The organism is Nocardia sp. NPDC056564, assembly GCF_042793755.1.
Taxonomy (GTDB): Bacteria; Actinomycetota; Actinomycetes; order Mycobacteriales; family Mycobacteriaceae; genus Nocardia.
Map to the genome: position 1 here is coordinate 91,100 of NZ_JBHTUR010000018.1, position 20,233 is coordinate 111,332.

Here is a 20,233-nt window from a genome sequence, read left to right on the forward strand (position 1 = left end):
GCACGTGAGACTGGAATTCGATACGGTGCTGGTCGCCAATCGTGGCGAGATCGCCTGCCGGATCATGCGATCGGCGAAAGCGCTGGGCTTGAAGACGGTCGCCGTCTACTCCGATGCGGACACCGGCGCCGCCCATGTCGAAATCGCCGATGTCGCAGTGCGTCTCGGCCCCGGCCCGGCCGCCGAGTCCTACCTGCGCGCGGACCTGGTGATCGAGGCCGCGCTGGCGACCGGCGCGGGCGCCATCCATCCCGGTTACGGATTCCTCTCGGAGAACGCCGATTTCGCCACGCGAGTAGCGGAGGCCGGACTGCGATTCGTCGGTCCGACCCCGGAGCAGCTGCGCGTGTTCGGCGACAAACACACCGCGCGCGAAGCCGCGCGGGCGGTCGGCGTTCCGCTCATCCCCGGCAGCGGCCTGCTCGACTCGGCCGAGCACGCGGTCGAGGAGGCCGCGCGGATCGGCTACCCGGTGATGCTCAAGGCCGTCGGCGGCGGTGGCGGCATCGGCATGCAGGCCTGTTTCGACGCGGACCAGCTGCGCACCGCCTACCAGCGCGTTCAGCGCCTGGCCGCGACGAACTTCGCCTCGACCGGTGTGTTCCTGGAACGTTTCGTCGCGCGGGCCAGGCACATCGAGGTGCAGCTGTTCGGCGACGGCAACGGCCGCGTGGTGAGCCTCGGCACCAGGGACTGCTCGCTGCAACGACGCAACCAGAAGGTCCTGGAGGAAGCACCGGCCCCCGGCCTCGGCGCCGAGTTGACCGACCAATTGCTCTCGGCATCAAGAGAACTCGCCCGATCGGTCGGCTACCGCTCGGCCGGAACGGTGGAGTTCGTGTACGACACCGACCACGGCACCGCCTCGTTCCTGGAGATGAATACCCGGCTGCAAGTGGAACATCCGGTAACCGAGGCCGTGACCGGCGTCGACCTGGTGGCCTGGATGCTGCGCCTGGCCGGCGGCGACACCTCGATGGTGGACGAACAGCCGGAGAGCGGCCCGCCGATCACCGGCTGGGCCGTGGAGGCCAGGGTGTACGCGGAGGACCCTGGCCACGACTACCGGCCCAGCGCCGGATTGGTCACCGCCGCGGCCTTCCCGGTCGAGACCCACACCGGCGCCGGCATCTCTGGCGGCGAGCCGCAAGGGCTGCGCGTCGACACCTGGGTGGGCACCGGCACCGAGGTCAGCCCGTACTACGACCCGTTGCTGGCGAAGGTGATCGCCACTGGTGCGAGCCGCGACCAGGCCTTCGCCCGCCTCGCCTGCGCCCTCGCGGACTCCCATATCTACGGCGTGCAGACCAACCTCCCGCAATTGCGCCAGGCGAGCGGCGATTCGCGCGTGCTGCGCGCGGAACACATCACCACCACGCTGGCCGAGATCCGCCCGGTCGGCCGCCGCATCGATGTGCTGCGCGGCGGCACCATGACGACGGTGCAGGATCATCCGGGCCGAATCGGTCTCTGGCAGGTGGGAATTCCACCGTCCGGCCCGATGGACGACCTGTCGTTCACCCTCGCCAATACCGCCGTCGGCAATCCGGCCGGCGTGCCCGCGCTGGAGTGCACGCTGCACGGGCCGCAGCTGCGTTTCTCCGACACCGCGGTGGTCTGTGTGACCGGCGCACCCACCCCGATCACGATCGACGGACAACCCGCGCCCATGTGGCAGCCGATCACCGTGCCTGCCGGTTCGGTGCTCGACATCGGCGCACCGGCCGACGCCGGCCTGCGCACCTACCTGGCGGTGCGCGGCGGCATCGACGCCCCGCTCTACCACGGCAGCGCCGCCACCTTCACCCTCGGCGGTTTCGGCGGTGTGACCGGCAAAGCCGTTGTGGCAGGCGATGTACTGGGCATCGCGCCGACCGACGAGCACACCCTGAGCACCCCCGCCGAGGTGCCGGAGCACCAGCGACCCGACTTCACCCACGACTGGCAGCTCGCCGTCGGCGAGGGACCACAGACCTCCCCCGCCTACTTCACCGACGACGACATGACCCAGTTCTATACCCACGCTTGGCAAGTCGGCAGCCACGCCAACCGCACCGGCATCCGGCTCGAAGGACCCAAGCCGACCTGGTCACGCACCGACGGCGGCGACGCCGGCCTGCATCCGTCCAACCTGCACGACAACCCGTACAGCGTCGGCACATTGAACGTTTCCGGCGATACCCCGATTCTGCTCGGTCCCGACGGCCCCAGCCTCGGCGGCTTCGCCTGCCCGTTGACCGTGGTCTCGGGCCACCGCTGGAAACTCGGCCAGCTGCGACCCGGCGACACCCTCCGCTTCGTGCCGGTCACCGATGACGAGGCCGTGCTGCTGCGCGAGTCGAACAGCGCCCGCGCGCACGACATCGTCCCGAATCCGCGTGCCGCACTGCGTGATCACGGCATTCTCGGGTCCATCACCGGCGACAGCGATCGCCCCCGGGTCGCCTATCTGCGCGGCGGCGACGACAACATCCTGGTCGAATACGGCGAGATGGTGCTGGATCTGGGCCTGCGCATGCGCGTGCACGCGCTGGCCGAGGCGCTGACCGGCACCGGCCTGCCCGGCATCCTCGACGTCACCCCCGGCGTCCGCTCGCTGCACATCCATTTCGATCCCGAAGTGCTGCCGCAGTATCGGCTGCTCGGCGCGCTGCACGAGATCGAACTCGCCCTGCCCGCGACCACCGACCTGGTGGTGCCGAGCCGTACCATCCGGCTGCCGCTCTCGTTCGACGATCCGTCCATCGCCGAGGCGATCGACCGGTACCGCAGCGGTGTTCGGGACACCGCCCCGTGGCTGCCGTCGAACACCGAATTCATCCGCCGCATCAACGGACTCGACAGCGTCGAGGACGTGCGCGCCACCGTGTTCGACGCGGAATACCTCGTGCTCGGCCTCGGCGACGTGTATCTCGGTGCGCCGCTGGCGGTTCCGCTCGATCCGCGGCATCGCCTGGTCACCACCAAGTACAACCCGGCCCGCACCTGGACCCCGTCCGACGCGGTCGGCATCGGCGGCAAGTACCTGTGCGTGTACGGGATGGCCTCGCCCGGCGGCTATCAGCTGATCGGCCGGACCGTGCCGATCTGGTCCAGCTATCGGCAGTCCGCGCCGTTCGAGCCGGGCACGCCCTGGCTGTTCCGGTTCTTCGACCGCATCGTCTGGGAACCGGTGAGCGCCGAACAACTGCTGGACCACCGCGAGGCGGCCCGGGCGGGCCGGTTCGACGCCGAGGTCAGCGACGGCACCTTCGCGCTGGCCGATCACCTGGCGCTGCTGCGCGCGGAGGCCGATTCGATCGCCGCGTTCACGGCCAAGCAGACCGCGGCGTTCGAGGCGGAGAAGGCGGCCTGGCGCGCGGCGGGCGAGTTCGACCGGCCCGCCGCGACCGCGCCCGCCGCCGAACTCGCCGACGATCCGCTGGCCGGCCTGCCGCCCGGCGCGACGGTGGTGACGGCGCCCATGATCGGCAATGTCTGGCGAGTCGAAGTCGAAGCGGGACAACGTCTTACCGCCGGATCGCCGATCGCCGTGCTGGAAGCGATGAAACTGGAACTGCCGGTGCACAGCCCGGGCGCCGGCACCGTGCTGAAGGTCCTGGCCACGCCAGGTGCCAAGGTAGAACCGGGAACCCCACTAGCAGTAATCGGAGTCGACTGAATGGCCACCGGCGAGCCCTCCCTATCCACCTCACCAGCTGCCCTCCCCGTGGGCAACACGACACCACCCACCGAACGCGTGGCCGCCGCGTATCGGCGGATCGCCGAGGTGGATCGGCCCGAGGTGTGGATCACGCTGCGCCCGGAGCGCGAGGTCGCCGCCGACGCGGCGGCCGTCGAACAGCGGCTCGCCGACGGCGCCGCGCTGCCGCTGGCCGGTGTGCTGGTGGCGGTCAAGGACAACATCGACGTCGCCGGGCTGCCGACGACCGCGGGCTGCCCCGAATTCGCCTATACCGCCGAGGTGACCGCGTCCGCGATCGAGCGGCTGGTCGCGGCGGGCGCGATCGTGCTCGGCAAGACGAACCTCGACCAGTTCGCCACGGGGCTGGTCGGGACGCGCAGCCCCTACGGTGCGGTGCGCAACGCGTTCGATCCCGAGCTGATCTCCGGCGGTTCCAGTTCGGGCTCGGCGGCGGCGGTGGCGCTCGGCATCGCCGATATCGGAATCGGCACCGACACCGCCGGTTCCGGCCGGGTACCCGCGGCCCTGCATGGCATCGTCGGCATCAAGGCCACGTTGGGCATCATTCCGGCGCACGGTGTCGTGCCCGCCTGCGTGGACTACGACGCGGTCACCGTCTTCGCCGCCGGGCTCGCCGACGCGGTGGCGGCCGCCGCGGTGATGTCCGGGCCGGAGCCGCGCGATCCGCGCAGCCGCAGCTGGCCGGCCGACGTGCGGCTGGCGGCGCCCCTGGCCGCGCGGATCGCGATTCCGCGCGCCGCCGACCTCGTCGCGCTGAGCGAGCCGTACCGGGAGGCCTTCGCCCGGACCGTCGCCGCGGTCGCGGATGCCGGGGCGAAGGTCGAGGAGGTCGACATCTCCGGCCTGCTCGACGCCGCGCTGCTGCTGTACGACGGCGCGATCGTCGCCGAACGCTATGCCTCGGTCGGCGCCTTCCTGGAAACCCAGCCCGCCGGCGCCGATCCCACGGTCGCCGCCATCATCGAATCGGCCGGTGCGACAACCGGTCCCGCGTTCGTCGCGGATCTCGACACCCTGGCCCGCGCCCGGGCGTCGGCCGCCGAGCTGCTCGACGGTTTCGCGGCCCTGCTGCTGCCGACCACCACCGAGCATCCGAGTATCGCCGCGGTGCGGGCGGACCCGATCGGCATCAACCGGCGCCTGGGCACCTACACCAACTTCTGCAACCTGCTCGACATGGCATCGATCGCGATTCCCGGCGCACCCACCACGGCGGGCGCACCGTTCGGCGTCATGCTGGTGACACCCGCGTTCACCGACCAGGTCGCCATCGATCTGGCCGCCCGCATGGTCGGCGCCGATCCCGCACCCTTGCTGGTCGAGCACGGTGTTGACCTGGCCGTCTTCGGCGCTCACCTGCGCGGCCAGCCACTGCACTGGCAGCTGGAACAGATCGGCGCCCGCTTCGCCGGAGACATCCGCACCACCGACGCCTACCGCCTGACCGCCCTGGACACCACACCCCCGAAGCCAGGACTCGTGCGCCACGGCGACGGGCTCGGCGCCCCCATCCTCGGCGAGCTCTACCGCGTCTCCGCAGCCGGACTCGGCAGCTTCCTCGCCGCCCTCCCCGCTCCCATGGCGCTGACCAGCATCGAACTGTCCGACGGCCGTTCGGTAATCGGCTTCGCCTGCACCTACGACGCCGCCGTCGCCGCCACCGACATCACCGCGTTCGGCGGGTGGAAGTCCTACCTGTCCAGATAGCCTCATCCGCCAACCACCGAAGGCGCCCTTCAGCCCGTCCAGCTGAAGGGCGCCTTCGGTCGTTGGCCTGTTTCGAGGAGATGGGGGCTGCGGTTCATTGCGCCCGAAACCGATTTAGACGTTTGTTCTAGACATACGTTCAAACATGATGTAGACATATGTCTAAGACATTCGAGCAAAGCAAGGGACCAGATCATGAGCACCAACCCCACCCAGCCCCGCATCCTCATCGCCGGCGGCGGCATCGGCGGCAACGCGGTCGCGCTGCAACTGCTTCGCGCAGGCATCCGGGCCACCGTGGTGGAGCGGGCCGAGGCGCCGCGGCCGGGCGGCCAGGCCGTGGACCTGCGCGGGCCCAGCGTCGAGGTCGCCGAGCGGATGAACCTGATGCCGGGCATCCGCAAGTACCAGCTGGACGAGCGCGGCATGAAGTTCGTCGACGCCGCGGGCCGCGACATCGTGCGCATGCCGACCGAGCTGTTCGAGGGCAAGGGCGCCGTCGCCGACATCGAGCTGACCCGAGGCGATTTCAACCGGGTGCTGCTCGACGCGCTGACTGAGGCGGGCGGCGTGGACTACCGCTACGGCGAGTGGATCACCGCGCTCGCGCAGGACGAGAGCGGAGTGGACGTCACCTTCGCCTCCGGCGCGCGGCAGCGCTTCGACCTCGTGATCGGCGCGGACGGACTGCATTCCGGCACCCGCAGGCTGGTGTTCGGTCCGGAGGAGCAGTTCTCCACCTACCTCGGCGGCTACATGTCCTTCTTCACCCTGCCGTCCCCGGACGACGTGGAGAACAACTGGTTCACCATGCACTCGATGGTCGGCGCGACCAATATCGGGCTGCGCCCCGACGCCGACCCGGCCACCGCGAAGGCCCTGATCACCATCCGCACCGACGCGGATCCCGCACTGCGCCGGGATGTTCGGGCGCAGCAGGCCCTGATCCGGCAGCGTCTGGGCGGCGGCGGCTGGGCGGCCGCCACCATCACCGACGCGCTGGGCGCGGCGAACGACTTCTACTTCGACGAGCTGGCCCGCATCGACATGCCGACCTGGTCGAAGGGCCGGGTGGTGCTGCTCGGCGACGCCGCCTACTGCGGTTCACCGCTCACCGGCAACGGCACCGCGATGGCGCTGATCGGCGCATACGTGCTCGCCGGCGAGATCGCCACGCACACCGGCGATCTCGCGCAGGCGCCGGTCCGCTACGAGGAGGTGCTCCGCCCGTTCATCGCGAAGGCGCAGGAGCTCCCGCCGGGCGGCCTGAAGGCCATGACGCCCAAGTCCAGCTTCGGCATTCGCGCGGGGCACACCGTCAGCAAGCTGATGACCTCGAAGGCGATGAAGCCGCTGATGATGAAGATGCTCACCAAGACCGAGTCCTATGACCTGCCGGACTACTCCGCGCAGCCGGCCGGCCGGTAGCCCGATCCGCAGCGACCGGAGCCGTCGGTACGGCTCCGGTCGTTGTCGCATAGGCCTATTCGACGACCGTTCGCCGGTCGAGCAGAAACGGGAGCGCGAAATTGCGCAACAGCGCCCGCTCGTCGTCTTCGCCCGCACCCGGCAGGGTCAACAGCGACACCATCACCCGGACCAACCACTGTCCGAGTCTGCGCGCGGCGGGAGCGGGCAGATCCGGCCGGAACCCGCTGACGAATCCGGCCGCGAGCGGATGCACCACCTCCGACGAATCCGACAGCTGCGCAACGATTCCCGCATTGGCCGGCTCGAACCACACGGCCAGGTGCGGAGTTTTGCGCACCTCCGCGATCAGCGCGGTGAAACCGTCGAGCAGTCGCTCGCCAGGATCGGCGGCCGCGGTGACCACGGGATCGCGCCACACCCGCTCGACCACCTGCCGAGCCTCGCGACCGGCGAAGGCGACGTACAGCGCCTGCCGATTGTCGAAATACCGGTAGAGCGTCGCCCTGGAACATCCTGCGGCCTCGGCGACTTCGGCCATCCCGACACCGGCGACCCCCTTGTCGATGAACAAGGCGCGCACCGCGTCGAGGATCCGCTCGCTCGCCAGTTCCGCGCGCCCGTCCGCCAACCAGTCCCCGGTCACGCCACGCACCGGAACGGGACGGTGGTCGGCCGCCGGACATAAGGCCCCGGCGCGTACTCGACCGCGTCGATATCCACGACGTAGTCCGGGAAGCGATCGAGCAGCTCCTCCAGTGCCACCCTGGCCTGCATCCGCGCCGCGGCCGCACCGAGGCAGTGGTGCGCCCCGTGCCCGAAGGTGAGGATGCGCTGCGGATTCCGGTCGATATTCAGCTCCGCGGCGTCGTCGCCGAACGCGCGTTCGTCGCGGTTGGCGGAACCGAACACCAGCAATACCTTGCGCCCCACGGGAATTGTCCTGCCGTGCAGCTCGACCGCGCGCGTCACCGTCCGCGCCAGGCCCTGCACCGGCGCGGTCAACCGGGCGAATTCTTCTACCGCCGTGCGGATTCGGTCCTTGTCCGCCGCCAACGCGGCGCGCTGGTCCGGATGTTGTTGCAGCAGTTGCACCGCACCACCGAGCAATCCGGTCGTGGTGTCGTTGCCGCCCGCGACCATCGTCCAGGTGTAGGCCAGAATCTGCACCAGCCCGCGCACATCCGCGTCGTCGGCGGCCATGCCCGCCTGCACGAGCAGCGATACGGTGTCCTCCCCCGGGTCGGTCCGCCGCCGCTTGATCAGCTCGGCGAAGTAGCCCATCATCTCCATCGACGCGGGCAGCGCCTGGGTTTGCGCGCGATCGATGCTGCCCGCGACCACCGCGTCGGTCCAGCCGTCGAACCGCGCCCGATCCTCCTCGGGCACACCGAGGTAGTAGGCCACCACCATGCTCGGCAGCGGCTTGAACACCTGCTTGACGATATCGCCGCCGCCGTCCGCGGCGATCCGGTCGAGGCGGTCACGGACGAATCGGCGCACCACCGGCTCCACCTCGCTCACCTGCCGGGGCGTGAACCCGCGGGCGACGAGCTTGCGAAAGTCGGTGTGCTCCGGCGGATCCTGCATGACCAGCGGGGGATTGTCGGTCAGCCCGATCTGTTCCAGCTCGCCGTACTCCACGGTCAGGCCGTCCCGGGAGGAGTAGGTCTCGCTGTCGCGGGCCGCCGCGTAGACGTCGGCGTGCCGGGTGAGCACCCAGTAATCATGGTCGGGACGGGTCGGCGGCACCACGTGATGCACCGGATCCTGTTCGCGCAGTGCGGCATACATCTCCCACGGCGACGTCCAGGTGGCGCCGGAGCGGAGCTCGAAGACGGGAGCGGGCCGATACGCATCGATCAACATGTAGTGACGGTAAGACAAATACGCAAAAGTGTCTAGAACAAGTTCTACCCGTGGCGCCGGGCCGATTACCCTCCGAAACCGGTCCGGCCGCCCCTCGCCTCGGGATCATCGCCCGCGCACCCGCGGTTACCTTCAGCAGTGGCAACTTCGGTGTCCGTTGCCGGTCAGCTCCCGGAAGAGCCTGCGGAAACGTGTCCGCTGTCCCGAGTGGCCTGCCAGGCCGGTCACCCCTCGTGGACCGGCCCGGCAAGCACTCTTCCCCGGAGCCCGACCTGCCAACCCCTCGAAGACAGGTCGCGCTCCGTTCCCCACCCCCGGTGGTGGACTGACCCACCGAACGCTCCGGTTCCCCCAAACCGGAGCGTTCGGTGTTGAGACAAACAATGCCCGCGCGGGCTTAGCACGGACTTAAGAACACCTTGCAGGCGTAAAACCGCAGGTAATGGCGTCATCTAGGCAACGGATGCGCCGAGTTTGTATCAACCGATCCCCGATGGCGGATGATGGAGACAGGTGCGTGAAGGAGATTGGGAGCGACGATGGAAACCGTGGTGGTCTGGGTGCTGGCCTGCGTGCTGTATTGGTGGGGCCTGCTGTAACCGTGAACTGGAGCCTGGTCCGAACGGACCAGGTCTACTACACTCGGTCGTAGAGCGGCGCGCACCGTTGCCGCCGCGTCTCATCCGATGGGGTCACGATGACGCACCCGACAGTCGCCAGGCAGAATCTCGCCGCCGGTCCGGCATTCTCCGAATTGCGCTGGGCTACCGCGTTGTTCGCGGTGGCGCTGCTCACCCACGGCGCCGATCACCTGCGCCGCGGGATGGACACCGTTTCCAGCGCCGTAATGGTGCTCGGCGCAGTGCAATTCGTACTCGGGATCGCGACCATCGTGCTGGTATTCACCGGGCATCGGTGGTCGGCGCTCGCGGCCGTCGCGATCGGCTTCGCCAGTGCGGCGGGGTTCATCCTGGTGCACCTGTGCCCGGACTGGTTCGGCCCGCTCAGCGACAGCTTCATCAACCCGCCCGCCGCCGCCAGGGTCAACGGATTCTCTTGGTTCGCGGCGATTTTCGAGATCATCGCCGACCTGCTCATCGGCTTCGCCGGCCTGCGCGCCCGGCGCGCGGCGGCCTGACCCCCACCGGGATCCGGCCGTCAACGCACAGCTTTGACGGCCACCCTGGCGGCCTCCGCGACGACGTCGTTGCTCGATTCGGCGTCCTTGACCGCCTTGCAGGTCTGGATCGCGATGACCAATGGCGCCGCCGAGCCATCCGGCCAGGTGATCGCCGCGTCGTGCGCGCAGCCGTAGTCGCCGGTTCCGGTCTTGTCGCCGGTACTCCAGCCGGCCGGCACACCCGCGCGAATTCGCTTGTCGCCGGTGGTGTTCGCTTTCAACCAGCCAGTCAGCCGCGCTCGTTCCGGCGCGCCGAGCGCGTCGCCGACCACCAGCGCGCGGTAGTCGGCGGCGAGCGCGGCCGGGGTGGTGGTGTCGCGTTCGTCGCCGGGGATGGCGGTGTTGAGCTCCGGCTCCCAGCGGTCGAGGTGGCTCACCGGATCGCCGATGCCCCGCAGGAAGTCCGTGAGCCCTTGCGGGCCACCGAGTTCGCGGAGCAGCAGGTTGCCCGCGGTGTTGTCGCTCTGGGTGACCGCGGCCTCGGCGAGCTGGGCGATGGTCATGCCCTCGGCGACCTTGGTGCTGGTGACCGGCGAATAACTCTGCAGGTCGGCGGCGGTGTAGTGGATGACCCGGTCGAAGTAGCCGGTGTCGAGCGGATGCGCCTTCAGCAAGGCCCCGGCGGCCAGTCCCTTGAAGGTGGACAGGAACGGGAAGCGTTCGTCGCCGCGCGCGGTCAGCGTCTTGCCGCTGCCGGTGTCGACCGCGAAGACGCCGATCCGCGCCTCGTATTTCTGCTCCAGCGCGGCCAGCTCCGCGGCCGAGGAGTCGTCGGCCTTGGCGCTCGAGGCCGGCGAGTCGGTATGTGCCGCAGTGGAATCGGTGCCGCAGGCGGCGAGCAACGGTAGGACGAGAGCGGCGGCGATCGAGGCCACCCTGGAGTCACGCGTCAGCCGAAACATCCCATCACTTTCGCAGGCTGGCCAACGCCCGGCAAACCGGTACCCCGGTCCGCATCACCTGCGGCTATGACCGGGGCGGGTGCGCACCCGAGGTGCACACCCGCCCCGAGCTCACCCTCAGCCCTGCGCGGGCGGCGGCGTCGAACCGGTATCGAGGCCGGCCCGGACGCCCTCCTCGACCCGCTTGCCGAGATCGGGATCCACATTGGTCCAGTACTCGAAGACCCGGCTCAGCACCGGCTCCCGCACACCGCCGAGCACGTGCCCGACGATGTTGTTCACCAGACGGTCGCGCTGGTCATCGTTCAGTACCTCGCGAACCAAGGTCCCCGCCTGGGTGAAGTCGCCGTCCTCGGCATGCTGGACGTACCCCGCCCGCACCATCGTCGGATCGAACTCCCACAGGCCGCCGTCGGGCGCCTGCGCCGGATCGGCGTGCGGGCCGCCGTAGGAGTTCGGCGCGTACACGGGCACGCTCGCGTCGTTGTAGGCGAACCGCATCGCGCCCTCCTTGGAGTAGGAGTTCACCTCCGCGGCGCGCGGCAGGTTCGGCGGCAGCTGCGCGTAGTTGGTGCCGATCCGGTAGCGGTGCGCGTCCGCGTAGGCGAACACCCGGCCGAGCAGCATCTTGTCCGGCGAGAAGCCGATGCCGGGAACGACATTCGACGGCTCGAAGGCGGCCTGCTCGATGTCGACGAAGTAGTTGCCCGGGTTGCGGTTCAGCGTCCACTTGCCGACCTCGATCAGCGGGTAGTCCTTGTGCGACCACACCTTGGTCAGGTCGAACGGGTTGAACCGGTAGCCCTCGGCGTCGGCGACCGGCATCACCTGCACGTGCAGCGTCCAGCTCGGGAACTCGCCGCGCTCGATCGCGTCCCACAGGTCCTTGCGGTGGAAGTCGGCGTTCTCGCCGGCGATCCGGTCCGCGTCGGCCTGGGTCAGGTAGTCCACGCCCTGGTCGGTCTTGAAGTGGTACTTCACCCAGAAGCGCTCACCGGCCGCGTTCACCCACTGATAGGTGTGCGAGCCGTAGCCGTTCATGTGCCGGTAGGTCTTCGGGATGCCGCGGTCGCCCATCAGCCAGGTCACCTGGTGCGCGGTCTCCGGGCGCAGGGTCCAGAAGTCCCACTGCATGTTGTGATCGCGAAGTCCGTTGCCGGGCAGTCGCTTCTGCGACCGGATGAAGTCGGGGAACTTGATCGGGTCCTTGATGAAGAAGACCGGGGTGTTGTTGCCGACGAGGTCGTAGTTGCCGTCCTCGGTATAGAACTTCACCGCGAAACCCCGGGGGTCGCGCCAGGTGTCGGGGCTGCCCTGTTCGCCGGCGACGGTGGAGAACCGGACCAGCGACTCGGTCCGCGCACCCGGCTGGAACAGCTTGGCCTTGGTGTAGCGGCTGACGTCATTGGTCACCACCAGCTCGCCGTAGGCGCCCGCGCCCTTGGCGTGCACGATCCGTTCCGGCACCCGCTCGCGGTTGAACTGGGCCAGCTTCTCGATCAGGTAGTGGTCGTGCAGCAGGATCGGGCCCTGGGTTCCGGCGGTGAGCGATTCGTCGTCGCTCTCCACCGGGGTTCCGGTGTTGGTGGTTGTCGGCTTGGTCATTCTCGAAGCCTCCTCGTCGGCGCGGATGCCCGGGGGCGGGCTGTACCCCCGGGGCTCAATCAGGATTGCTGCCGCTGTTCGTGCGGCAGGCCGGGCACAGACCCCAGAAGACGACCTCCGCCTCGTCGACCGCGAAACCGTGGTCGTCGGCGGGGGCCAGGCAGGGCGCTGCGCCCACGGCACAGTCGATGTCGACGACCGTGCCGCAGCTACGGCACACCAGGTGGTGATGGTTGTCCCCGGCGCGGGTCTCGTACAGCGCGGGCGAGCCGGCCGGCTCGATGCGCCGCAGCAGTCCGGCGTGCACGCAAGCCTTCAGCACGTCGTAGACGGCCTGCGTGGACACCGAGCCCAGGGCTTCCCGGACGGTGGCCGCCACCCGATCCGCATCGGAATGCGGTGCGGCGGCGACCGCGTCCAGCACCGCGACCCGCGGGGCGGTGACCCGCAGGCCGGCCGCGCGCAACTGCGTTCGCGGGTCGGTGTGGTTGGTGTGCATGCCTTCGATACTCCACCTTTTCTGGAATTAGTCAAGAAAAGGACAGTGTCACGCGTCACAGCTACCGACCTGGAATACATCCGGGTGGGTGGTCGTTGATCACCACTGTCGGCGTCCGGACAGCCCCGGGCCTCACCCCTTTGTCGCTACGAGCGACCACCCGCCGAGAGGCGCTTGTGGGACGTCGACTTCGAGTCGTGACGCTGGCGTGGCGTCCGGCGACTCAGCGCCGCCAGGGTTTTTGACCTGGCGGCGTTTGTGTTTTCCGCCCGGCTCGCCGCCCTGGTGTCCCGGTCCTGGCAAATCCGCGCGATAGCCTCGTGCGCATGGGGCGATTCGGTGGGTTCCTGGTTGGGTTCGCTGCGTTCTCGCTGGTCGCGGGCAATGTCTTCGCCGGCGGCGCGCAGGCGGAACCGAGCCGCCCGGCCGCGGAGGTTCGGTGCACGCCGCAGTCCGGGCGGGAGTTCGCGCGGGCGCAGCCGGAGCAGGTCGGCCTGGATTCGGCGCGGCTCGCGGACGCACTCACCTTCGCCGCGACCCGAAATCGGTTGAACGTGCAGGTGTTCCGGCACAACTGCCTGATCGGCGAGGGACCGACGAACGCGCAGACCGGCAATGTCGCGTGGAACATCTGGAGCTCCACCAAGAGCGTGGTCTCCATGCTCGCCGGGATCGCCTGGGATCAGGGCAAACTCGACCTCGCCGCGCCGATCGATCGCTACCTGCCGCCGGAACTCGGGGACGCCGAGCATCGCTCGATCACCGTGGCGAACCTGCTCACCGAGACCTCGGGATTGAAGGTCGGCGCGCTCACCGAGGGCATCAGCGGCGTGGTGCCGATCGACCCGAACAGCGCGGTGCAGGCGTTGGGCATGCCACTGGTGCATCCGCCCGGCACCAAATTCACCTATAGCCAGCGCAATGTCGACCTACTCACCTACGTGCTGGAATTGGCGGTCGGCGAGCCGTTGCAGCAATTCGCGCAGCGGGAACTGTTCGATCCGCTCGGCATCGAACGCGGCGACTACTACTGGGCGCGCGACCGCGCCGGGCACACCTACGGATATGCCCACCTGATGATTCCGCCGAACGATTTCGCCAAGCTCGGCCTGCTGGTAAGCAACGACGGACGTTGGGGCACAAAACAACTCGTCTCGGCCGAATATCTGCGCAAGGCACTGCAGCCGTCCGCGGCCAACGAATGCTACGGCTATCTGTTCTGGCTCGGTCCCGAGTGCGCGGCACCGCTGTACAACGTGCCGCCGGACGTGTTCATGATGGACGGACTCGGGATGCAGAACGTTTTCGGCATTCCGAGCCTCGACCTCACGGTGGTCTGGACCGGGTTCTTCGGTAACCGCAGCGGCAAAGGCGTCACCGGCAGCCTGCAAAATCAGGCGGAGTTACCGTACGAATTCTTCCGCAAACTGTTCGCGGCGTTCCACGATCGGCCGCTGCCCGATCCAGGCCCGTTCGTCGAGCCGCCGGTGGTGCTCGACCCGAGAACCTATGTCGATCCGGATATCCTGCTCGCGGTATTCGGCATCGGGCCGGACGCCTATCCGGGCTGCAATGTCTTCTCCTGCCTGGACTATCCGCTGACCCCGCCGTTCTGGGACACCGCACCGGGTTGCGCGATCCTGGTGTGCCTCGGCCCGGACGCGCCGGGGATTCGGTGAATCTCCGGCACCCTCTCCATTCGCCGGTCGCGGCCTCGTTCGCGCGATAGCCTCGTGCCCATGGGGCGATTCGGTGGGTTCCTCGTTGGGTTCGCTGTGCTATCGCTGGTCGCGGGGAACCTATTCACCGGCAGCGGGCAGGCTTCCGCCGAACCGGTGCGTTGCGCAGTGCAATCCGGCCGGGAACCGGCGCGGGCGACGCCGGAACAGGCCGGCCTCGACAGCGCCGGGCTCGCCCAGGCATTGACCTTTGCCGCCGGTCGAAACCGCGTCAATATCAAGGTATTCCGGCACAATTGCCTGATCGGCGAGGGACCGAACAACGCGCCGACCGACAATGTGGCGTGGAATATCTGGAGCGCGACCAAGAGCGTCGTCTCGCTGCTCGCCGGGATCGCTTGGGATCAGGGCAAACTCGACCTCGCCGCGCCGATCGATCGATATCTGCCCGCCGGAACTCGGGGACGCCGAGCATCGCTCGATCACCGTGGCGAACCTGCTCACCGAGACCTCGGGGATGAAGGTCGGCGTGCTGGCCGAGGGCGCCACCGGCGTCGTGCCGATCGATCCGAACAGCGCGGTGCAGGCGCTCGGCGTGCCGCTGGACAATCCGCCGGGCGCGGTGTTCAGCTACAGCCAGCGCAATGTCGATCTGCTGTCCTATGTGCTGGAATTTGCGGTCGGCGAACCACTTCAGCAATTCGCGCAGCGGGAACTGTTCGATCCGCTCGGCATCGAACGCGGCGACTACTACTGGGCGCGCGACCGCGCCGGGCACACCTACGGATATGCCCACCTGATGATTCCGCCGAACGATTTCGCCAAACTCGGATTGCTCACCAGCAATGACGGGCGTTGGGGCGCACGGCAAATCGTCTCCACCGAATACCTGCGACAGGCGCGCGAACCGTCGAAGGCCAACCGGTGCTACGGCTATCTGTTCTGGCTCGGACCGGGGTGCGCGGAGTCGGACAGCATGCTGCCCGCGGATGTGTACATGATGGCCGGGCTCGGCCTGAACAACATCTTCATCATCCCCAGCCTGGACCTGGTGGTGATGTGGACCGGGTTCTTCGGCAATGTCAGCCAGTACGGCATCACCGGCACCATCCAGAACATCGCGGAACTGCCGCACGAATTCTTCCGCCGGTTGTTCGCGGCGTTCCAGGAACCGCCCATGCCCGACCCCGGGCCGTATGTCGAGCCGCCGGTGCGATTGAACCCGAGCCAATTCGTCGATCTGAACTTCGTGCTCGCGGTGTTCGGCGCCGGACCGTTCGCCTATCCTGGCTGTAATATCCTGTCCTGCTTGAACTTCCCACTGGCCCCGCCGTTCGCGGACAATGCGCCCGGCTGCGCGATCATGGCCTGCCTCGGTCCGGACGCACCTGGCATCCGCTGAATCACACGCCGAGAAAGGGCAACTCGCCCTCCTTCGCGCCGTGCGCGCGGAAGTGCTCCGGGGTGACGACGATGAACAGCGCGTCGGACTCGGCGATCAGTTCGCCGTCGAGTTCGAGCCGGGCGTAGATGTGCAGCTTGCGGTCGCCTTCCCGGCGATCGATGTGCGCGGAGACGGTCATCTGGCGGTGCAGCGGCGCGGGTTTGACGTAGTTCACCGCGAGCTTGGCGGTCACCGCGGGGATCCCGCTGTGCGTCGGCACGGTGCCCGAGGCCTCGTCCAGCACCGCGGCCACCACGCCGCCGTGCGCCAGGCCGGGCGCGCCCTGATGTTTTTCGTCGAACGTGCAGGTGCCGGTGAGCCGTCCGTCCACCAGGGCCGACACCATCGCGACGCCGGCGCGATTGGCCGGTCCGCAGCCGAAGCAGTTGTCGCCATGCGCGGACGACGCGCCGTCCCTGGCCTGGCCACTCGCGGCGCTCCGCGGGCCATGATCGGCGGCTTCGGCGAGTCCGGTCATGCGCACCCCTCAATCAGGAATCAACTGTGTCCTGAATGAAGTTACGCCACGCTTACGCAGCACCGCTTCCCACGGCAGACCCCGCGGCCGACGATCCGATACGGTTCAACCGATTCACCGCATTGCCGTTAGGAGCCGAGCAGTGACCGACCGCGTAGTGCCCTCTGCGGAGAACGAATTCTTCAGCGCCCATCGGATGGGCGCGTTCGCCGACGCGGTGCTGGCGATCGCGATCACGCTGCTGGTCATCGAGATCAAACGGCCGGAGGGCGCGGAGCTGGCGAGCCCGCACGCCCTCGGCGAGTTCCTCTGGCACGAGAAGGCGTCGTTCATCGCGTTCGTGCTGGCGTTCTTCCTGCTGTGGTCGGTGTGGCGCAGGCACCACGTCTTCATCGACGAGGTCGAGCGGCTGGACCGGGCGACCACCGCGGCGCACGCACCGCTGCTGCTGTTCGCCGCCTTCCTGCCGTTCCCGACCGCGATATTCGGGCACGCATCGGACAACAAGCTGGCCGCGTGCCTGTTCGCCGCGACCGCCGCGGCGCTGTTCGGCTCCGAGGCGATCATGAAGGAGTTCGCCTGGCGACGCGCGATACTGCGGCCCGGCGTCGATGCGGCGAAGCTCCGGATCAGCGCCAACGCGTCGGCCGCGGTCACCTCGGTCTTCGCGTTGACGGCCGGGTTGGTGTGGGTCATGCCGTACATCTGGTACGTCTGGTTCTTCGTTCCGCTCGCCGCCACGTTCGGCGGGAAGCTGCTCGATCGCCTCCGGCCGGAGTCCGCGCGGGTCCGCCGGGCCGAGTACCCGCCGGTCTAGCCCAGGGTGGTCAGTTCAGCGGGGTGATCCAGCCGTGCAGGTCGTCGGTGCGCAGCGCGGCGGCGTGCCGCTTGCGCAGGGCCTGGGAGATCGGGCCCGCGTGCCCGTCGGCGACCGTGCGGCCGTCCACCTCGAAGACCGGTGCGGCGCCCGCGGAGGTCCCGGTGACGAAGACCTCGTCGGCGATGTAGAGCTCGGTCAGGTCGACGGCGCGTTCGACGACCGGGATGCCGTCCTCGGCCGCCAGGGTCAAGATGGTCCGGCGGTTGATGCCGTCGAGGATGTCGCAGGACACGTCCGGGGTGATCAGCGTGCCGTTGCGGACCAGGAAGATGTTGGCGGCGCTGAGCTCACACACGTGGCCGCTGCCGTCGAGGAAGATGCAGTCGTCGTAGCCGCTGTCGATCGCGTCCTGCTTGGCCAGCACCGAATTCACATACGCGCCGTTGACTTTCGCGCGTGAGGGGATCGCATTGTCCGGAATGCGCCGCCACGGACTGGATTTCAGCCGCATGCCGTCCTGCGGGACGATCGGCACCGCGTCGTAGACGAAGATGCTGACCTGGATCGCACAACCACGCACCCGGGTGCCCGGGATCGACTCGACGACATGCACTGTGGCCCGGACGAATACGTCCTCGATCGGCGCGTTCCGCCCGACCACCTCGACCACCGCGGCATAGAACCGCTGGTAGTCCCACTCCTGCCCGAACCGATCGATCCCGATGATCTTGCACGACTCCTCGAGCCGCCGGAAGTGATCGTCCAACCGGAACGCAGTCCGTGCCGCCCCCGCCACATGAACCGGAAACACGGTATAGACGCTGAGCCCATACAACACCGCCGACGAAGCGACCCCCACCGTAGCCGCCTCAGCCGCAACGATCCGGTCACCTAGATACACATGGGGATAGGGGTTTGCCATCGGCGGAGGCTAACAGCCCCACGGTCGAGCGGTCGACCGGATTTCATCGACACTGCTCCAGATCACCGGCTGGCTGACAGCAAGCAGCTCCGACACGTGAGGCAGCTCGCTACTTGCCTTACCCGATCTCATTGTACATAATTTGCTCATGTTCATTGCGAATGAACGTAGCAGCAAAGTGAACATGCTGATGCGGGAGGCGCAGGCGGCGCTCGCGAAGCACGGAATCAGCCTGACGGTGATCGGACCCGATACGAGCGCTGACCGCCGACATGATCTGGCCGCACGGCTAGAGGCGGGTGCACGCGGTGACCGAACCTATTCGGTCGAGTTCAAAACCCAGCTCACGAGCGTCAGCGCACGCGCGCTACCACCAACCGAGTTACCGACGCTTCTCCTCACGCCGTACGTCTCCAGAGAAAGTGCCGAGGTGCTGCGGCGGAACGGGGTGGACTTCGTCGACCGTGCGGGGAACATCTCGATCAGCTGGCCCGCGATGCTGATCTACATCGTCGGCAACCGACGCCCCGCGCCCGAGTACACGTCGGCTCGGCGCGCGCCTCGCGCGTTCAGTCCTGCCGGGTCAAAAGTACTCTTCGCCGTTTTGAGCTGGCCGGACACGCTCGATCTCCCCCTGCGTTTGATCGCCGAGCGGGCCGGCGTCTCGCTGGGCACCACCCAGATCGTCATGAACGAGCTGGAAGCCAGCGGCTACCTCTACACCGCCGACGGAACAAGGGCACTCGCCAACGGTAAAGAGCTACTGGATCGTTGGACCGAAGCATTCACCACATCGGTCAGCTACAAGTTGACGATCGGCGAATTCCACGACCGTGCCGAACGCTGGTGGCGTGATTCGCGAGAGCTATTGCTGGAGAACAGGGTTCAACTCGGCGGAGAAGCCGGGGGCACCGTGCTCGACCCCGATCTGACACCGACGACGGCCACTCTCTATTGCGATTCCATTCCAGCGGCCGTCGTTGCCGACCGGCGCTGGAGCCGCTCCGGGCTCGAGCCGAATATCGCTGTTCGGAAACGATTCTGGACGCCACCCGAACCGTTCGACGCACTGGTTCCGAGCACGCTCATCTACGCCGATATGTGGGCATCGGGTGATCCCCGCCAACGAGCACACGCGGAAAGGGTACGGGCGCATGACCATCGACTTGTCGAACTCGACGGATCCTGAAATCACGCTGGCGGCAACCGTACTCAGCCGGATCAATCAGCTACTGGTATCCCACGGGATCGAATTCCTGGTGGTCGGAGCGACCGCACGCAACATCGTGTCCCTCGGGGTATTCGGCTCCGTCCCGGCACGCGCAACCCGTGATGTGGACATCGCCATTGCCGTGGCGAGCTGGGATGAAGTTCATCGATTGCGGTCAGGGATGTCCGCTATCGATCAGTCATGCCATCGGTTCGAGGTATGCGGCGTTCCGGTCGATGTCATCCCGTGCGGGCCGATCGAGAATAACGATCGCACCGTCGACTGGCCGGACGACTTCAGAATGAACACCCTCGGTTTCCGCGAAGCCTTCGCCGCGGCCGAAATCGCCGTTCTACCCGGCCGGTTGAGTGTACGAGTTCCCTCGATAGCGGCACAGGCGCTCTTAAAACTCGTCGCCTGGCACGATCGACACTGGCGGAGCACGAAAGACGCGATCGACCTGGCAACAATGCTCGACTGGTATGACAGCGGCCATCAATTGGATGAGCTGTACACAGGACATATCGAGCTGCTCGCCGCGTATGACTACGACGCGGCGCTGGCGAGCGCGCACCGACTCGGCCAAGATATCGCGCGGCTGCTGGAAACGGCGGACTCGAACCGGGTTCAACCGCTGCTGGACGACCCGATCTCATTGCGGCGGCTGGCGAACGACATGGTCGGTCCTTTCGATCAAGTGTATCTGCGAGTTTCGGCGATGTATGCCGGCATTCGTGCGGAGCGAACAGTCCGGCACGAGTGACAGGGTGATCGCGTTCGCGCC

At 67.9% G+C, this 20,233-nt stretch carries 16 protein-coding genes and 1 pseudogene; 10 read left to right on the top strand and 7 right to left on the bottom strand.

The annotated features are described in order from the left end of the window. Positions 1–4: 4 nt before the first annotated feature. The 3 genes from uca to ACFQ9K_RS34040 all read left to right on the top strand — a co-directional run bounded on the left by uca (position 5) and on the right by ACFQ9K_RS34040 (position 6,841). Positions 5–3,661 carry an urea carboxylase gene (uca, locus tag ACFQ9K_RS34030; RefSeq protein WP_378984056.1) on the top strand — a complete coding sequence of 1,219 codons (3,657 nt, stop codon included), beginning with the start codon at positions 5–7 and terminating at the stop codon, positions 3,659–3,661. Continuing rightward, on the top strand, positions 3,662–5,413 hold the full coding sequence (gene atzF / locus ACFQ9K_RS34035) for an allophanate hydrolase (protein WP_378726715.1): 1,752 nt from the start codon (positions 3,662–3,664) through the stop codon (positions 5,411–5,413). It abuts the gene before it with no gap. 195 nt (positions 5,414–5,608) lie between these two features. After that, a complete protein-coding gene (locus ACFQ9K_RS34040; RefSeq protein ID WP_378726713.1) occupies positions 5,609–6,841 on the top strand; it encodes an FAD-dependent monooxygenase in 1,233 nt (410 codons plus the stop codon). Between the two features lie 55 nt (positions 6,842–6,896). On the opposite strand, the gene ACFQ9K_RS34045 is transcribed toward ACFQ9K_RS34040, so the two are convergent. Together ACFQ9K_RS34045 and ACFQ9K_RS34050 are read right to left on the bottom strand one after the other, a co-directional pair. Further along, positions 6,897–7,487: a TetR/AcrR family transcriptional regulator gene (locus tag ACFQ9K_RS34045; protein ID WP_378726711.1), complete on the bottom strand. Its 591-nt coding sequence runs from the start codon at positions 7,485–7,487 to the stop codon at positions 6,897–6,899. Then, entirely contained in the window at positions 7,484–8,710 is a 1,227-nt protein-coding gene (locus tag ACFQ9K_RS34050; protein WP_378726710.1) for a cytochrome P450, read from the bottom strand. Before ACFQ9K_RS34050 ends, ACFQ9K_RS34045 begins: the two co-directional genes overlap by 4 nt. Before the next feature lie 697 nt (positions 8,711–9,407). On the opposite strand from ACFQ9K_RS34050, the gene ACFQ9K_RS34055 reads away from it, so the two are divergent. Beyond that, on the top strand, positions 9,408–9,848 hold the full coding sequence (locus ACFQ9K_RS34055) for a hypothetical protein (RefSeq protein WP_378727236.1): 441 nt from the start codon (positions 9,408–9,410) through the stop codon (positions 9,846–9,848). Positions 9,849–9,868: 20 nt separating this feature from the next. Here ACFQ9K_RS34055 and bla read toward each other — a convergent pair whose 3' ends face one another. From bla to ACFQ9K_RS34070, 3 genes are all read right to left on the bottom strand, one after another. Next, a complete protein-coding gene (gene bla, locus ACFQ9K_RS34060) occupies positions 9,869–10,792 on the bottom strand; it encodes a class A beta-lactamase (RefSeq protein WP_378727233.1) in 924 nt (307 codons plus the stop codon). Between the two features lie 117 nt (positions 10,793–10,909). After that, positions 10,910–12,397 (bottom strand): catalase, encoded by a 1,488-nt coding sequence (locus ACFQ9K_RS34065; protein ID WP_378725143.1) that lies wholly within the window; start codon positions 12,395–12,397, stop codon positions 10,910–10,912. A 55-nt stretch (positions 12,398–12,452) separates the two neighbouring features. Further along, the gene (locus tag ACFQ9K_RS34070; RefSeq protein WP_378725145.1) at positions 12,453–12,896 is read right to left on the bottom strand and encodes a Fur family transcriptional regulator; all 444 of its coding nucleotides are present in this window, start codon (positions 12,894–12,896) and stop codon (positions 12,453–12,455) included. Between the two features lie 326 nt (positions 12,897–13,222). Here ACFQ9K_RS34070 and ACFQ9K_RS34075 point away from each other — a divergent pair, with 326 nt between their 5' ends. From ACFQ9K_RS34075 to ACFQ9K_RS34085, 3 genes and pseudogenes are all read left to right on the top strand, one after another. Beyond that, positions 13,223–14,575: a serine hydrolase domain-containing protein gene (locus ACFQ9K_RS34075; RefSeq protein ID WP_378725147.1), complete on the top strand. Its 1,353-nt coding sequence runs from the start codon at positions 13,223–13,225 to the stop codon at positions 14,573–14,575. Between the two features lie 60 nt (positions 14,576–14,635). Next, positions 14,636–14,965 (top strand): annotated as a pseudogene (locus ACFQ9K_RS34080) (hydrolase); the annotation flags it as partial. Positions 14,966–15,062: 97 nt separating this feature from the next. After that, complete coding sequence (locus ACFQ9K_RS34085) at positions 15,063–15,977, top strand: serine hydrolase domain-containing protein (protein ID WP_378725149.1); 915 nt, start codon at positions 15,063–15,065, stop codon at positions 15,975–15,977. Position 15,978: 1 nt separating this feature from the next. Here the strand turns inward: ACFQ9K_RS34085 and ACFQ9K_RS34090 are convergent, their stop codons facing one another. Next, a complete protein-coding gene (locus tag ACFQ9K_RS34090; RefSeq protein ID WP_378725151.1) occupies positions 15,979–16,497 on the bottom strand; it encodes a PaaI family thioesterase in 519 nt (172 codons plus the stop codon). A gap of 142 nt (positions 16,498–16,639) precedes the next feature. Here ACFQ9K_RS34090 and ACFQ9K_RS34095 point away from each other — a divergent pair, with 142 nt between their 5' ends. Further along, entirely contained in the window at positions 16,640–17,314 is a 675-nt protein-coding gene (locus ACFQ9K_RS34095; RefSeq protein ID WP_378725153.1) for a TMEM175 family protein, read from the top strand. A 10-nt stretch (positions 17,315–17,324) separates the two neighbouring features. On the opposite strand, the gene ACFQ9K_RS34100 is transcribed toward ACFQ9K_RS34095, so the two are convergent. Further along, positions 17,325–18,239, bottom strand: a complete 915-nt coding sequence (locus ACFQ9K_RS34100) for an aminotransferase class IV (protein ID WP_378725155.1) — start codon at positions 18,237–18,239, stop codon at positions 17,325–17,327. Between the two features lie 148 nt (positions 18,240–18,387). Between ACFQ9K_RS34100 and ACFQ9K_RS34105 the strand changes: the two genes are divergently transcribed. Beyond that, complete coding sequence (locus ACFQ9K_RS34105; RefSeq protein ID WP_378725157.1) at positions 18,388–19,428, top strand: type IV toxin-antitoxin system AbiEi family antitoxin; 1,041 nt, start codon at positions 18,388–18,390, stop codon at positions 19,426–19,428. Next, entirely contained in the window at positions 19,394–20,212 is an 819-nt protein-coding gene (locus ACFQ9K_RS34110) for a nucleotidyl transferase AbiEii/AbiGii toxin family protein (RefSeq protein ID WP_378725159.1), read from the top strand. Before ACFQ9K_RS34105 ends, ACFQ9K_RS34110 begins: the two co-directional genes overlap by 35 nt. The last annotated feature ends 21 nt before the right edge of the window (positions 20,213–20,233 follow it).

Coding starts and splice junctions, on each gene's coding strand:
- atzF (WP_378726715.1), top strand. CDS start 3,662: ATGGCCACCGGCGAGCCCTCCCTATCCACCTCACCAGCTGCCCTCCCC.
- ACFQ9K_RS34040 (WP_378726713.1), top strand. CDS start 5,609: ATGAGCACCAACCCCACCCAGCCCCGCATCCTCATCGCCGGCGGCGGC.
- ACFQ9K_RS34050 (WP_378726710.1), bottom strand. CDS start 8,710: ATGTTGATCGATGCGTATCGGCCCGCTCCCGTCTTCGAGCTCCGCTCC.
- ACFQ9K_RS34055 (WP_378727236.1), top strand. CDS start 9,408: ATGACGCACCCGACAGTCGCCAGGCAGAATCTCGCCGCCGGTCCGGCA.
- bla (WP_378727233.1), bottom strand. CDS start 10,792: ATGTTTCGGCTGACGCGTGACTCCAGGGTGGCCTCGATCGCCGCCGCT.
- ACFQ9K_RS34065 (WP_378725143.1), bottom strand. CDS start 12,397: ATGACCAAGCCGACAACCACCAACACCGGAACCCCGGTGGAGAGCGAC.
- ACFQ9K_RS34070 (WP_378725145.1), bottom strand. CDS start 12,896: ATGCACACCAACCACACCGACCCGCGAACGCAGTTGCGCGCGGCCGGC.
- ACFQ9K_RS34075 (WP_378725147.1), top strand. CDS start 13,223: ATGGGGCGATTCGGTGGGTTCCTGGTTGGGTTCGCTGCGTTCTCGCTG.
- ACFQ9K_RS34090 (WP_378725151.1), bottom strand. CDS start 16,497: ATGACCGGACTCGCCGAAGCCGCCGATCATGGCCCGCGGAGCGCCGCG.
- ACFQ9K_RS34100 (WP_378725155.1), bottom strand. CDS start 18,239: ATGGCAAACCCCTATCCCCATGTGTATCTAGGTGACCGGATCGTTGCG.
- ACFQ9K_RS34105 (WP_378725157.1), top strand. CDS start 18,388: ATGTTCATTGCGAATGAACGTAGCAGCAAAGTGAACATGCTGATGCGG.
- ACFQ9K_RS34110 (WP_378725159.1), top strand. CDS start 19,394: ATGACCATCGACTTGTCGAACTCGACGGATCCTGAAATCACGCTGGCG.